The sequence below is a fragment of the Amycolatopsis sp. cmx-11-51 genome, from assembly GCF_047608665.1.
Lineage (GTDB): Bacteria > Actinomycetota > Actinomycetes > Mycobacteriales > Pseudonocardiaceae > Amycolatopsis.
The window spans coordinates 138,439-151,845 of the sequence record NZ_JADNQO010000008.1 but is presented as its reverse complement, the minus strand read 5'-3'; the positions used below and the strand labels follow the sequence as shown (position 1 = coordinate 151,845).

13 protein-coding genes are annotated in these 13,407 nt (G+C 65.5%); 5 read left to right on the top strand and 8 right to left on the bottom strand.

The genetic code is table 11. The features are described from left to right. Positions 1–32: 32 nt before the first annotated feature. Positions 33–422: a response regulator transcription factor gene (locus tag ACM6LU_RS25725; RefSeq protein WP_414940330.1), complete on the bottom strand. Its 390-nt coding sequence runs from the start codon at positions 420–422 to the stop codon at positions 33–35. Between the two features lie 1,045 nt (positions 423–1,467). On the opposite strand from ACM6LU_RS25725, the gene ACM6LU_RS25720 reads away from it, so the two are divergent. Then, positions 1,468–2,382, top strand: a complete 915-nt coding sequence (locus ACM6LU_RS25720) for a hypothetical protein (RefSeq protein ID WP_414940329.1) — start codon at positions 1,468–1,470, stop codon at positions 2,380–2,382. A gap of 723 nt (positions 2,383–3,105) precedes the next feature. Here ACM6LU_RS25720 and ACM6LU_RS25715 read toward each other — a convergent pair. From ACM6LU_RS25715 to ACM6LU_RS25705, 3 genes are all read right to left on the bottom strand, one after another. Continuing rightward, entirely contained in the window at positions 3,106–3,873 is a 768-nt protein-coding gene (locus ACM6LU_RS25715) for a twin-arginine translocation pathway signal protein (protein ID WP_414940328.1), read from the bottom strand. Between the two features lie 313 nt (positions 3,874–4,186). Beyond that, the gene (locus ACM6LU_RS25710) at positions 4,187–4,366 is read right to left on the bottom strand and encodes a helix-turn-helix domain-containing protein (protein ID WP_414940452.1); all 180 of its coding nucleotides are present in this window, start codon (positions 4,364–4,366) and stop codon (positions 4,187–4,189) included. Then, the gene (locus ACM6LU_RS25705) at positions 4,335–4,580 is read right to left on the bottom strand and encodes a DJ-1/PfpI family protein (protein WP_414940451.1); all 246 of its coding nucleotides are present in this window, start codon (positions 4,578–4,580) and stop codon (positions 4,335–4,337) included. Before ACM6LU_RS25705 ends, ACM6LU_RS25710 begins: the two co-directional genes overlap by 32 nt. Positions 4,581–4,884: 304 nt before the next feature. On the opposite strand from ACM6LU_RS25705, the gene ACM6LU_RS25700 reads away from it, so the two are divergent. Together ACM6LU_RS25700 and ACM6LU_RS25695 are read left to right on the top strand one after the other, a co-directional pair. Continuing rightward, positions 4,885–5,217, top strand: coding sequence for a hypothetical protein (locus ACM6LU_RS25700; protein ID WP_414940327.1), 333 nt, complete (start codon positions 4,885–4,887; stop codon positions 5,215–5,217). A gap of 287 nt (positions 5,218–5,504) precedes the next feature. Next, a complete protein-coding gene (locus ACM6LU_RS25695; RefSeq protein ID WP_414940326.1) occupies positions 5,505–5,966 on the top strand; it encodes a DUF6292 family protein in 462 nt (153 codons plus the stop codon). Between the two features lie 73 nt (positions 5,967–6,039). Here ACM6LU_RS25695 and ACM6LU_RS25690 read toward each other — a convergent pair whose 3' ends face one another. Next, positions 6,040–7,779 (bottom strand): pyruvate dehydrogenase, encoded by a 1,740-nt coding sequence (locus ACM6LU_RS25690; RefSeq protein ID WP_414940325.1) that lies wholly within the window; start codon positions 7,777–7,779, stop codon positions 6,040–6,042. Positions 7,780–8,199: 420 nt separating this feature from the next. Next, positions 8,200–8,640, bottom strand: coding sequence for a hypothetical protein (locus ACM6LU_RS25685; protein WP_414940324.1), 441 nt, complete (start codon positions 8,638–8,640; stop codon positions 8,200–8,202). Between the two features lie 618 nt (positions 8,641–9,258). Between ACM6LU_RS25685 and ACM6LU_RS25680 the strand changes: the two genes are divergently transcribed. Beyond that, entirely contained in the window at positions 9,259–10,515 is a 1,257-nt protein-coding gene (locus ACM6LU_RS25680; RefSeq protein WP_414940323.1) for a DUF222 domain-containing protein, read from the top strand. 308 nt (positions 10,516–10,823) lie between these two features. Here ACM6LU_RS25680 and ACM6LU_RS25675 read toward each other — a convergent pair whose 3' ends face one another. Both ACM6LU_RS25675 and ACM6LU_RS25670 read right to left on the bottom strand, forming a co-directional pair. Continuing rightward, on the bottom strand, positions 10,824–11,375 hold the full coding sequence (locus ACM6LU_RS25675) for a hypothetical protein (RefSeq protein ID WP_414940322.1): 552 nt from the start codon (positions 11,373–11,375) through the stop codon (positions 10,824–10,826). A 15-nt stretch (positions 11,376–11,390) separates the two neighbouring features. Continuing rightward, complete coding sequence (locus ACM6LU_RS25670) at positions 11,391–12,494, bottom strand: FAD-dependent monooxygenase (protein WP_414940321.1); 1,104 nt, start codon at positions 12,492–12,494, stop codon at positions 11,391–11,393. A gap of 90 nt (positions 12,495–12,584) precedes the next feature. Here ACM6LU_RS25670 and ACM6LU_RS25665 point away from each other — a divergent pair, with 90 nt between their 5' ends. Then, a complete protein-coding gene (locus tag ACM6LU_RS25665; RefSeq protein ID WP_414940320.1) occupies positions 12,585–13,316 on the top strand; it encodes a TetR/AcrR family transcriptional regulator in 732 nt (243 codons plus the stop codon). Positions 13,317–13,407 lie beyond the last annotated feature (91 nt).

Here is a 13,407-nt window from a genome sequence, read left to right as displayed (position 1 = left end):
GACTTCGAGACAAGAACTTCGGAAGAGGGCTTCTACCTGCCGGTTTCCACCAGGCCCAGCCGCAGGGCGCTCAGAACCGCCTCCGTGCGCGACGCCACCCGAAGCTTGGAGAAGACCGTCTTCAGGTGCACCTTGACCGTCCGCTCGGAGATACCCAGCGTCCGGGCGATCAACCGGTTCGACTTGCCTTCCGCCAGCTGCCGGACCACCTCCAGCTCGCGCGGCGTGAGCTGGCAACCCAGTCCTTGCCGCGAACCGGAAACGGTCCCCACGACCGCCTGGCCGCCCTCGGTGTCCAACGGATAGCCGATCACCGTCTTGACGAACTCCGCCGGCTCCGCCTGCTCCTTCGGATGCATTCTGGAAAGCAGTATGATGATCATGCTTTGGGTTTTGAGCACCTCGCCGAGCAGGTGCGTCATGCGTTCTGAAACGGATTCGTGAAGATCACCATTCGCCACAGGCATAGAAGTCCCCCAGATACAGTAACGGCAGGCATTTTGCGCGTCATCGCGGATACCGCGACCTACCGATGTCGGCAGGTCGTCGCAGGTGATAGGCCGAAGGCCCCTCGATCGGCCGGACCAAGTCTAACCTCGACGTCGCGGAGCCGACAACCACAACACTGCACAAAGAGACTTTTTGCCAGGCGCAACAATCGGAATCCTTCGGGGATACCGCCCGAGAGGCCGGGACCTGCGCCGACACGTATTCGAGGATAAATACGTCAACTTCGATCACGATAGCGCATCAACTGATCATTCCGTCGCGGATGGCACCGTGGAGCCGCCGGGCCCAGACCACGAGAGTCGGGCCAACCCGACCGCACGGAGGGCGGCAGGAAGGCCAGGACGTCGCCGAACCCGAACAGGAACGTCAGCCCCACGATGACGCCGATGATCACCGTGACTAGCTGCAGAACAGCGTCACGCTCGACCGGAAATCCAACAGCTTTGACAGACACGAAGCAACTTCCGTAACTAGCAATCCAAAGATCAACTGGCGATGTTGAGGCGACCGGAACGCGTTCGAAGTCGCCCCTCCGAGGAGGAACGGGAGACCGCGAACCTGCGAATACAGAGGAAATGCCTGGTCAGGAGCTAGTTCAATGGCGATGAGACGGCGATGGCCTCGGTGCCGTCTTCGACTGTCCGTCACGGAAGGTGGCGTGCAGGTGAGGGACCACTCCCCCAGCTTCGTCCGCTTACTTGGGGTGGGTGCGACCAGCGACCCGACCCAACAGGTCTCGAGCGCTGGTGTACGTGGCTATGTGCCCGCGCCCCTGAGACGTCCAGCGAAAGGTCCTTGGCTCAAACGCGCGGCCTTCGGCGGCCTCGCCGTCCGGATGCTGCTCAGCGAAAACCGCTTGCGCGGCCACGACAGCTCGCTCCGAAGCCGTCAGCATCCGAAGATGCCGGTCCTGTCGTGTCTTGACTTCGACTTTGGTCGAGGTCGGAGACTGGCGGCATGTTGTTCACCAGAACCCCGCTTGGTCAGGTGAGGCGAGTGGCGCTGCTCGGTATCGTGATGGCCGTGGTCCTCGTGGCGGGCACGCCTGCTCCCGGATCGACGGCGTCGGCCGAAGTCCCCGTCCAGCCGAGGCCGCCCGTGCAGGTGATCGCCGATGAGGACAAGCTCAGCATCCCCGGCGAATCCACGCTACCGCCGGGTACCACGACCTTCCGGGTAAGCACACCGCGCGGCACTCCCAATACCCCCTCGCGCTGGGTGATCGCCGTCCGATTGCGCCCCGATGTCCCTTTGACCGCGTTCCTGGAGACCATGACGACCGTCATGCGGAGCGTGGACCCGGTCGAGCGTGCGCGTGCCGTGCGCAAATGGAACCGGCAGGCCACCGCCCTCGGTGGCGTCTCGGTGACGGGCGACGCGCCTCAAACCTTCACCCCGTTCCTCACATCTGGGACCTACTACCTGATGGATCTGCGGTCGCTGGCCCAGCCTGATCCAGGAGACCCCGTCAGGCGGCTGACGGCGCAAGGCGACTGGCAGGTCGAACCTGTCGAATTCGACCAGGTCATCGAGCACTTCATCGGCGCGGACGGTCAGCCGCGATTCTCCGCACCCGGACGCCTCGCCGCGCACGCCAGGTTGTTGGTGCGCAACAGGACCGGTGCCCACGAGGAAGCGATCCTTATGCAGGTCAGGGCCGACACCACCGAGCAGGACGTGCAAAGAATGATCCGGGGCGAAGGTCCCGACCCCGTCATCGCCCAGCCTCGGGGCATAACCCCGATCGCCGGCGGCAATCAGGTCGTGGCACACCTGGACCTCGTCCCCGGCCGATACCTGCTCATCTCCTGGGTGAACAACCCGCAGGCCATGCACCGCTTCATCGACGTCGGCCAACGTCCACCGCGGTAGTCGCCGTGCCGGTCGCGATCTGGCTTCGCGACCGTGAGGTCATCGGGCGGACGGCGGCGCGGCGAACTCCAGCTACCGGCCGGTTCGACCTCGCCCGCGCCCGGCAACTGCTGTCCGGTTATGCGGAGGTTCGGCCGCTGTCCGACCCTGTACCTAAAAGTACCGCCGTATCTGGCGGACATTCGAAACTCGTTGGCCGGAGCTGGAAAGGAGACATCGATCGTAACGGGGGCCTGTGCCGAGCCAGCACCGCTGCAAGTGACACCCGACGGCAAGCCGTCCGCCCACCGCCGCATTCTTGGTGTTGGTAAGGACCAGATCGCGGCGAAGCGGGCAGTCGAAAGTCATCGACAGCTGTTGGCGCAAGACAGGGCAACATACTGGCAGACCGACGAACAGCGGGACGCTACCGTCGTGAAGATCGGAAGTAGTCAGGACCGGGTCACCGGAACGCGTCGACCTTTCAGCCCGTCCATACCTGCAATTCCGGCGACTGGGCTATTCGCGTCGCAACCGCTTGTTGGCTTTCAGAGCACGTAGCGACTGTCGCGCCCCTCGGGAATGCGGACGGCAAGTCCCCCTGCGACCTCGCAGGGGGACAATAGCGCCCTAGAATGCTGCTTCGACCAGCCCAAACAGCCATGCCACGCGCGCCGCCACAACTAGGCAGAACTCACCGTCGCCGTCCACGATCTCTGGTCCTGGTGGCTTACTGGGCCTGCTCTAATCGGGCCTGCCGACTTGGGTGTTCGACAGGTCGAGGCCGATCGCGAAGTCCGCCGTGTAGCCGCTTCCGGCCTGCTGCGGGCGCAGCAGCATCTGGGCGCCGCCGTTGCGGTAGATCGAGTCGCGGTTGTTGGTCGTGTCGGCCGGGCCTTTCCGCCGGTACGGTTCGGTCCGCAGATAGGCCGCGCCGAACTCGGGCGTGAAGTAAAGCTGCGATGTGAACTCGTACGGCCGGCCGTTGGTTCCGACGGTGCGTATTTTGACGTGGATGTGCAGCGTGCGCCCCGAATACCAGCCCGGCAGAATGGTAGTGAACCGGGCCGCCCCCGACTGGTCGGCGTTCTGGTAACCGCGCAGGAATCGGCGGCCGGAACTTCCCTGAGACGGAATGTCCGAGTACAGGCCGAACGCGTCGCACTGCCAGAGGTCGATCATCGCTCCCGGTAGTGGCGTGCACGACTGCTGACGAATTTGCTGAATGGTGAAATTGATTACCAGCGCAGTGCCGGAAACTAGTTGTCCGGTGGTCGGCTCACTGCGGATATCGGAGCGGTTGAGTCGTTCGTCGACGAAGTACGGACCCTCCATTTGCTCTGGCTTGACTACACAATCCAGCGTGCAGACGTCGGAAGTTCCTGCGGTGGAGGTGGTGGCACTGGCCGTGGTGGATCCAGCGACAGCGAGTGTCGCACCAGCGGCACCGAGCAGAATCAACGCCTGCCGCCTACCGAGCACCCGACCTACTGGCTCATCATCGTCGTGCATAGGTTTCCTTTTCGCCAAATGATGGGAGCAGGGAACTGAGCGCAACAAAGGCTTTGCTTGCAGGGTGCCGCGCACATCCGATTATCCGCCATGACTCGACCACTGTCGAGACCGTTCACTCTCACGCATCATACTCCGAAGCGAGCAGCATCCTTTGATGGGCCAAATTATCGAACCACTGCTACGGCATTTCGCCTACGGCCGCCTCGAAGTCCAGGTCGAGAAAGTCCGACTCGCCGAGGTGGTCCGCCGCTGTTCAGGTCGATCACCCCGCGAACGCGGCGCCGTATCTTCGTCGAGAGCCGGACGCGTTTCAGCGGTGCCGGGAGCCGAACGTGCGGCGATAGGCGGCGGGGGTCGTACCGAGGTTCCGGTGGAAATGCTGCCGCAGTAGATGTCCGCTGTCGAAGCCGGTGCGGGCGGCGATGCTGTCGACGGACAGCGTGGTGGTTTCCAGTAGCTCACGAGCCGCGGTGAGGCGCTGCCGGTTCAGCCATTTCAGCGGAGGAAGCCCGACTTGACGAGTGAAGTGCCAGGCACATGTCGATCCCCGCCGCTGTTCCCGCGCTGGTGAGAACGTCCCCTTCGTCGATGTAGAGCGCGCGTTCGTCGACTGTGACCCGAGGGTAGCCGCGCCGCAGATCGTCGGCGTGCATCCAATGTGTGGTGGCCTTGCGCTCGTCCAGAAGTCCCGCGGCGGCCAGCACGAAAGCACCGGAGCACACCGACGCGATCCGCGTGCCTCGACGGTGCGCTCCGCGAAGCGCCGGTCGTGGCCGAACACCTCGCACGGCACCGCAAGCTCGAACAGCGGAAGGTCGGCCATCAGTGGCACGGCCACCCGTACCCGTGCGCCCCCCATGACGGTCATGGCGCAAATCTTACTCGGCCTGACGTGAAAGCGACTGTTACTGGAAGGAGAAACAATCAACACTGGGTGTCGTTGGTTGAACGATAATTTCCTTTCGAGAACTGGGGTAATCAGCTATGCGCAATTCGATGAAGCGGGCAATGACCGTCGTCGGTGCGGTACTCGGGATCGGGCTGAGCGGGAGTGTCGCGTTCGCAGCGGGCGACAATGGCGCGGTCGCCGCCCGACCCGGTGTAACGGTCGATTCGAGCTACGTAGGCGGGCTCCCGCTGGACGACTGGTGTCAGCGCACCGGGCACGCCCGCTCCGGGATCGTTCGCTGGGATGTCTATGGCTGGGTCTGTGTCGATCACGACGGCCGGCAATCCGGTATCGACTTGAACGCCGCTTGCCGTACCTACTGGGGCAGCGACACCTATGCCGCGTACACGAACTACTACGATCCGTATTCGTGGGGTTGCTACCGCGACTGATCGGCTCGGGTCATGACGCCGGCTCGCCCCGAGTTCGTAAGCCGCCAACACGGGGCTTGGTACTCAAGTCTGGCAGGTCTTGTTCGAGTTCGTCTCGGTAGGTTTCGGGCCGCTGATCACCGGATCGGTGATCAGCGGCCGCCGTCTGGAAGCCGGCAGAATCCGCCCCCGGCCGAAGGTTTGAAGCGATCAACGGATGGTCATCCTGTGCTCGGACGGGGCCTTCCCCTCATTCCGCGTCAAGCAGCCGGCGCCGCAGACCAGACGAGTGCGAGGTGGCTATCAGCATGGAATCGGGATTCGGTGACACTGTCATCCGGGGACTTCATCGCTATGTGCGGCTGGTGATCGCGGAACTCGGACTGCACGGCGACGCCTTCTACGCCCAACTCGAGCCGACTGCCGGTGCGTACATCGCCTTGGACCGACGACTTCCCGGTCATCCCGCCCAAGACGTCGCGCTCACGTGGGACGAACGGTACGGCTGGTCCCTCGCACTCGAAACGCACAGCAGTGAAGACCTGATCACCGTGGCCTATCACGGAATCGAGATTCTTCCCTCGCCGGCGGCGGTGGCCGCTTTCACGAACGAAGTGTTCGCGGGCGCGCTTGCCGGTCGCTCCGGCACCGCTCCAGTCGCGGCACACGAAGGCGACGCGGACCTCGCGGAACGCCTGACCGCGTACTCGTACCCTGCCGCGATCACGCGTTCGTCGTCTGATCGGACGAAGGCCCCTTCCACCGTGTGAACCATGGGGAAGGAACAGGCCTTCCAGCGTGGATCAACGATCTGCGTGACACATCCCAGTCGCTGTGCTGAGTTCAGGGCCGGGGAATGTTGCGGAGGTTGGCCCTGGCGAGGTCGATCATCCGGCCGACACCGCCTTCGAGGACGACTTTGCTCGCGGCCAGGGCGAATCCGCCGAGCTGGCCGGCGGTGATGTGCGGCGGGACGGACAGCGCGTTGGGGTCGGTCACGACGTCCACCAGCGCGGGACCGTCGTGGCTCAGCGCGACCTCGAGAGCCGAACGCAGCCGGGTCGGATCGGTCACCCGCTCGGCGTGCAGACCCGCACCGCGCGCGATCGCGGCGAAGTCGACAGGCTGATGGTCGGTCTGGTAGTCGGGCAGGCCGTCGACAAGCATCTCCAGCTTGACCATGCCGAGCGAGGAGTTGTTGAACGTGACGATCTTGACCGGAAGGTCGTGCAAGGCGACGGTGAGCAGCTCGCCGAGCAGCATGCCCAGCCCGCCGTCGCCGGACATCGACACCACCTGTCGTCCCGGGTAGGCGAACTGCGCGCCGATGGCGTGGGGCAACGCGTTGGCCATGGTGCCGTGCAGGAACGACCCGATGACCCGGCGGCGACCGTTGGGGGTGAGATAACGGGCGGCCCACACATTGCACATGCCGGTGTCCACGGTGAAGATCGCGTCGTCCGCGGCGAGCTCGTCCAAGAGGTCGGCGGCGAACTCCGGGTGAATGGGGACGTGCCGTTCCACGTTGCGGGTGTAGGCGTCGACGACCTGTTCCAGTGATTTGCAGTGGTCGCGCAGCATGCGGTCCAGGAACGCCCGGTCGGTCTTGCGCCGCAAGAGCGGCAGCACGGCTCGCAGGGTCTCCCCCACGTCGCCGTGCACGGCCAGTTCCAGCGGGGTGCGCCTGCCCAGCCGGGTCGCGTCATGATCGATCTGCACGGTCCTGGCCTGGGGCAGGAAGGAGTCATAAGGAAAATCGGTGCCCAGTAGCACCAGCAGATCCGCCTCGTGCATGGCCCGGTAGCAGGCGCCGTAGCCGAGTAGGCCGCTCATTCCGACGTCGTAGGGATTGTCGTACTGGATCCACTCCTTGCCACGCAGGCTGTGGCCGACCGGCGCCTGGACCGCGCCGGCGAACTCCATCACCTCGGCGTGCGCGCCGCGCACCCCGGCACCGGCGAACAGGGTGACGGTTTCGGCCTCGTTGATCAGCTCGGCCAGCCGTGCCACCTGCGGCTCGGGCGGCATGACCGTCCCGTGCTCGGTGACCGGTGCCCCGCTCCCGGTGGGCGAAGTGGCCTCGAGCTGCGCGACGTCACCCGGCAGCACCAGCACCGAAACCTCGCCGCGGGACAGCGCGTGTTGCATGGCTATCCGCAGCACCTTGGGCATTTGAGTGGGCTGACTGATCTGCTCGCAGTAGCCGCTGCAGTCGACGAACAGCCGTTCGGGGTGAGTCTCCTGGAAGAACCCGGTACCGATCTGGCCGGACGGAATGTGCGAGGCGAGCGCGAGTACCGGGGCACCGGTGCGGTGCGCGTCATACAGGCCCTGCACCAGATGGGTGTTGCCGGGTCCGCAGCTACCCGCGCACACCGCGAGCCGTCCGGTCAGCTGGGCCTCGGCGGCCGCGGCGAACGCGCCCGCCTCCTCGTTGCGCACGTGCACCCACTCGATACCCGGGGTACGGCGGATGGCGTCGACCACCGGGTTCAGGCTGTCACCGACCACGCCGTAGATCCGTTCCACCCCGGCCTGCAGCAGGACTTGGACGAATTGCTCGGCGACGTTGGGCTTGGCCATCTCGACCCCTTCGATGCTGCGGCGGCGGGAACGTCCCCATGATCCACGTGACGGACCGACCTCGCAGGTTCTGCGCGCGGGCGGGTGACAGCGGAAACCCCTCTGCTCGCGCTCGTCCCCGTCGGGAGCAATGCCGCCGGAGCCACTCTGCTCGTCGCCGAATGCGACATCGACAAGACGGTTCAGGCATTCGAAACGGCCGATTTGCAGACGACGGCCAGCCCCCGAATCTGGGGGTTTCTCGCCGTTTCCCCGCCGATCGGCTTTCGTCGTAGGTTCCGGTCGGCTGGGCATCGTGGTACTGCGGGTGGGTCGGCTGAACCGCGCTACGGCTTGTGGCTCGATCGCGGAATCTGCGAGCGTCTGAAGGCCCGACTGCCGAAGTTCCGCTGTCGCCACCGGCGCGCTTGGTGACCCCGGTCAGCGACGGCCGGTGGCCAGGATGACGAGGAACTGGCCGCCACCCGGCTCGATACCGGCAGTCACCGGCAGCCCCGGTACCAGCCGGGAGAACCGGTCCACCAGCCACTCCGCCGCCTCTCGGGCATCCTTTTCGGTCGGGCAACGGGCCACCATCTCGCGACCCCCCTTGCGCTCCAGCCTCCCGGCGACGGTGATCAGCGGTGCGGGTTCGACCACGTGCAGGCGGTCCGGCCAAGAGATCACCACCTTGACCGCACCCTTGCGGGTGTTGCACCCGCGATGCGCGAGCCGCTCGGGGACCTTGGCCTTCCGGTCGGCGGTCCGGCTGTCGACGCTCGGCCCCCGAGGGTCGTTCACCGACATGTCCGCGTCGACCGGTTCGTCGCACACCCAGCATCGCCAGCCGTCGCGCTCGGCCACATCATCGAGGAGACTCACCTGAGCAACCTAGCCTGCCCCCGCCGGACGCGATGATCTCGCACCCGCCCGGGCACGAGACCAAGCAACCGGCGGGCCCGTGGTCTGCCCGGGCCCGTCGTACCCGAAACTGCTTTGCGGTCGAACCTTTCTAGACGTGGCGGGTTGGCGTCGATGACGTTCGGTTGCCGATCGATATAGAAGGCGCTGCCGAGTACGGCGACGCCCACGGTGCAGGCTTCCAGCCAGACGGGCCTGAGGATGCCGGTCTGGCGGCAGACGTTCTCGGACTGGACGCGGAGCGAGAGATTCAGGTCGCCGGCGAAGAACGGCGCCGTCGGGTTACCCGTGGCGAACTGGCCGCAAGGCCGGATCAAGGACGCGGTGGAGGCGACCCGCCAGCTGTCGCCGTACGCATAGACATCGCCGAACGTGCGGACGCGGTCAGGCCGGGTTTAGGGGGATGTGTCGATCACGCGACACTAGGCGGGTTCGCTTACGGGCCCACAAAATGGCGAACCGTTTCCGTGCGTATTCGCTCTCGTCGCACTTTGCCCCCTTTCGGGTGAGAGATACACCTGGGCTCGTCACATAAATAACCACTAGCACACTTGTTCGAATGCGAGTAATGTTGATCACGTGGCCAGCGAAAACAGTCCCCAGGCAGCACGCACCGAATGGTGGCGTGCCGATACTGCGACGCTGCACGCCCGAAAACAGGAAAACGAGGTCCTCAAACGCCAGCTGGATTTCGAGCAGGACTCGATACTGGCGGAACTGAATACCCGGGGCATTCGTGGATGCAGCGGGCATTCGACGTTGTCGGCGTTGATCGGTGAGGACTTCCACCTCATCAAGGGCGACGCCGACGACCGCGCCGACCGAGTCCTCGCACTGCACCCCGGGGTATCCGTCGACGGTGCCCCGGTCCCGCCGCTGGCACCGTTGACCGCTGAAGCCGCCGCGGAGGGCGCGATCGGCGGTCGGCAAATCGACGCCATCATCCGCGTCCTCGCCCGTATCCCCTCCACTGTCCCCGACGACGGTGTCCGCGCCGGGGAGATGACGCTCGTCGCCCTCGCCCGCCGGGCCGGACCCCGGGAAATCGCCAAGGCCGGACGTCGTCTGCTCGACCATCTCGACCCCGACGGCAAAGAACCCCGCAACGAAGACCCCAAAGACACCCGGCCCGAACTACGTTTCGTCAAACACCGCGACGGCAGCCTCGGTCTCAAGGCGAGACTTGACCTGGAGACGTATGCGCGGTTGAAGTCCGACCTCGATCCGATGGCCAAACCCCACAAGGCCATCGACGGGATCCGGGACTCCCGCACCCAAGACGAACGCTACGGCGACGCCTTCACCGACTATGTGCGCTTGAAAACCACCAGCCGCAATCTTCCCGGCCAAGCGGGCGAGGCCACCCACATTCTGGTCACCATGTCCTACGAAGACCTCATCCGGGATATCGGTGAAGCACACCTGGATCTGGTGGGACCGATCAGTGCCACCGATGCGAGAATCCTCGCCTGCGATGCTCGCGTCCGTCCCGGAGTCCTCGGCACCGCAGGGGAACCCCTCGACATCGGCCGCTCCAAACGCACCGTGTCCCTGGCTCAAAAGTATGCGTTGACCATCCGCGATGGCGGTTGCACCTTTCCAGGCTGCGATATGCCGGTGCCGCGCTGCACGGCACATCATCTTGTTTTCTGGCGCCACCACGGGGAAACAAAGATCGACAACCTGGTTCTGTTGTGCACCAAGCATCACCGGTTGATCCACCACAGCGAATGGAAAGTCCAGATCGCCCAAGACGGACTCCCCGAATTCACCGCCCCCGCCTACCTCGACCCCACCGGAACACCAAGACGCAACACCATGCACCTCCGGACATAGGCCGGACCGCCGCTGTCGAAAACGTCACCGGAGCCGCAGACGAATGGCGCTGGAGTTTGAACCTGGATTCCTTCACGTAGCGAATGAATTCCTCGAAACGCGAAGAAACCGATCGCGACTGCCGCGGCCGGAAGCAGGACGCCGGGGTCTGAGCGGCCGGATAGTCGGACGACGTCCGCGGCCAGCAAGCCGGCTACCGGCGATCGCCAACGCACACCACGGCACCGTCGTTGACACGTCGATTCGATAAGGCGTGGTCAGCGATGTGTACCAGCCGACCGCGCTGCACCTTGAGAGCCCGCTGTCGCTTACGCCGATGACCTGGCTCCTGCAAACGGGCTCGGGCCGTTCTTCTTCGCCGCCGGATACGCTGCCACGCGCAGTAACAGTGGCCAAAAGCCTCTGCCATAACTGGCATCCTGTCTTCCTCCGAAAGGGAAAGACATGCCCGAGCTGCGCCAAGCCTGCAACGGTGGTGGACGATCATGGACCCCCGACCAGGCCCGCGAACTTTCCTGGTCGCGCGCGGCCTGATACACCGTGCCGCTGTCCGACGAGGTCGCGGTCATCGTGACCGCCCCGCCGTCCCGTTCCGGTTCCGCCTGCTTCGGCGGGGTGACGGCAGGCACTTCGTGATCAGCTGGACAGGGATGGTCCGGACGGCTGACCCACGCCACCGCCGCGGTCTCCTTCACCACCACCCGCACCTGACGGAACGTCGCCGGATCCGCGACCGCGCTGTTGCGCACGACCTCGTCGAAGAACCATCCCGACGTGATCACCGCCGGCACGCCCGGCGACTTCGCCAGTGTTTCCTTCACCACGGGCGCGTCCAGCAGCCGGAAAGTCATCGTGATCACTCCGACGACGGTTTGTCAGATAGTCCAGGTGTAAGCGGGGACGAGTGAGCGCTCGAAGAAGGATCTGGGCAGGCGAGGAAGCACTGCGTCGCGTAGGGCGATCAATGGCGGGAAAGTCCAGTGCGCGGGAGCCCCGACTTGAAGGGAGCGGCGGGCGATCATCTGCGTCCGCGGCCGACGGGAACGGTCGTATTCCTCCAGACCCGCGGGCACGCCGAGCGTGTCGACGGCGAGAGCGAGCGTGACGGCGTCCTCGAGTGCCTGACACGCGCCCTGCCCGAGGTTGGGCGTCATGGCATGAGCGGCGTCGCCGAGAAGAGCGACCGTGCCGGACACGTAGGTGGGCAACTCCGGCAGCTGGTGGCTGTCGTGCTGCGACACCGTGTCCTCCCGCGCCGCCGCCAGCAGTACGGGAATGGGATCGTGCCAGCCCGCGAACCGCTCGCGTAGCTGGTCCAGACCGGTGCGCGAACGGATGGGGGCGTTGGCCATCAGGTAGCAATAGACGCGGCCGTCAGGCATCGGAAGGTGCCCGAACCGTTCGCCACGGCCCCAGGTTTCTACGCTTCCGGTGATCGGGTGCGGAGGGACTATGAAGCGCCAAGTGGTGTACCCGACGTAGCGCGGTCCGCGTACATCGGGCCACAGGGACCGCCGGGTCGCACTGTGCACACCGTCGGCGCCCACGACCAGGTCGGCGGCGGCGGTGCCACCGCTGTGCACGACGACGCCGTCGGGCCGCACCTCACGCACGTCGGTGCCGGGCCGCAGCGCCCGCGCGGGCAGGGCCTCGACGAGCAGGTCGATCAGGTCGGCGCGGTGCACGGTCGCCCATTGGCCGAACCGGTGCTTCAGGTCGGCGACGTCGTTGCGGAACAGCCATCGCCCATTCGCACGGCGGACACCCGCGAACGGGTCGGCCAGTCCGCCGGAGCGAAGACGATCACCCAGACCGAGTGCGTCCAGCGCGCGCAGGGCGTTGGGCTGGATCGAAAGCCCCGCCCCGAGCTCGGTGAATTCGGGTGCGCGCTCGAGAACCTCGACCTCCCAGCCGCGCTGATGGAACGCGACTGCGGCGGTCAGTCCGCCGATACCGCCGCCCACGATGGTCACCTTCATCGGCCGCACCAACACTCCACGAGATCTCCTTAATGGCTCTAGGCTATCTTAGAGTCATTAAGGAAACATAGGTGCTCTAGGATGTCAACAGTGCGACGAGATGAGGCGGCGATGGCGGACAGCCCGAGCAGCAGGCGGGAGAGAAGGCGCCAGGACGCGCTGAAGGAAATCCACGCGGCCGTGCGCACCCTGCTGGTCGAGCAGGGATCGGCCGCGGTGACCATCAACGCGGTCGCCCGGCAGGTCGGCATGAGCGGCCCCGCGCTGTACCACTACTACGCGGGTCACGACGAGCTGATCGGTGCCGTGACCGCCGACTTCTTCCGCGAACTGACCGCCGCCTTGGAACAGGCCCGCGACGTCGACGCCGATGCGCCGACCGGCCGTCGCATCCTCGAGGTGTGCCGGGCCATGCGCACCTGGGCGATCACCAATCCGGCCGAGTTCGGCTGGATCTTCGCCAGCCCGATCACCCCGTCCGACCTGGATCAGAGCTCACCCCGGCACGAGGCCGGGCAACGGTTCGAACTCGTCCTGCTCGAACTGACCGCCGAACTGTGGCGGACCCGGCCTTTCCCGGTACCCGATCCGGCCGATCTTTCCCCGGCGCTCCGCAAGCAGCTGACCGCCTACTCCGCCACCATCGAAGCGCGTCTCCCCCCGGAGGCCGCGTACGTCTTCCTGACCTGCTGGACTCGGTTGTACGGCCTGCTGTGCATGGAAGTCCTGCACCAACTCGACTTCGCCTACACCGACCTGGAGCCGGTCTTCGAGGACTGCCTGCGCGGCCTCACCGTCCTCTTGGGACTGGACGGGGACTGACGGCGGCGACATCTCTGGTGTCGCCGGCGATGTCGCCGCCCATCCAGGTCACTGATCAGCAGGTGCAGACGCCGTAAGGTGGCGTCGGATG

Coding starts and splice junctions, on each gene's coding strand:
- ACM6LU_RS25725 (WP_414940330.1), bottom strand. CDS start 422: ATGACGCACCTGCTCGGCGAGGTGCTCAAAACCCAAAGCATGATCATC.
- ACM6LU_RS25720 (WP_414940329.1), top strand. CDS start 1,468: ATGTTGTTCACCAGAACCCCGCTTGGTCAGGTGAGGCGAGTGGCGCTG.
- ACM6LU_RS25715 (WP_414940328.1), bottom strand. CDS start 3,873: ATGCACGACGATGATGAGCCAGTAGGTCGGGTGCTCGGTAGGCGGCAG.
- ACM6LU_RS25700 (WP_414940327.1), top strand. CDS start 4,885: ATGACCGTCGTCGGTGCGGTACTCGGGATCGGGCTGAGCGGGAGTGTC.
- ACM6LU_RS25695 (WP_414940326.1), top strand. CDS start 5,505: ATGGAATCGGGATTCGGTGACACTGTCATCCGGGGACTTCATCGCTAT.
- ACM6LU_RS25690 (WP_414940325.1), bottom strand. CDS start 7,779: ATGGCCAAGCCCAACGTCGCCGAGCAATTCGTCCAAGTCCTGCTGCAG.
- ACM6LU_RS25670 (WP_414940321.1), bottom strand. CDS start 12,494: ATGAAGGTGACCATCGTGGGCGGCGGTATCGGCGGACTGACCGCCGCA.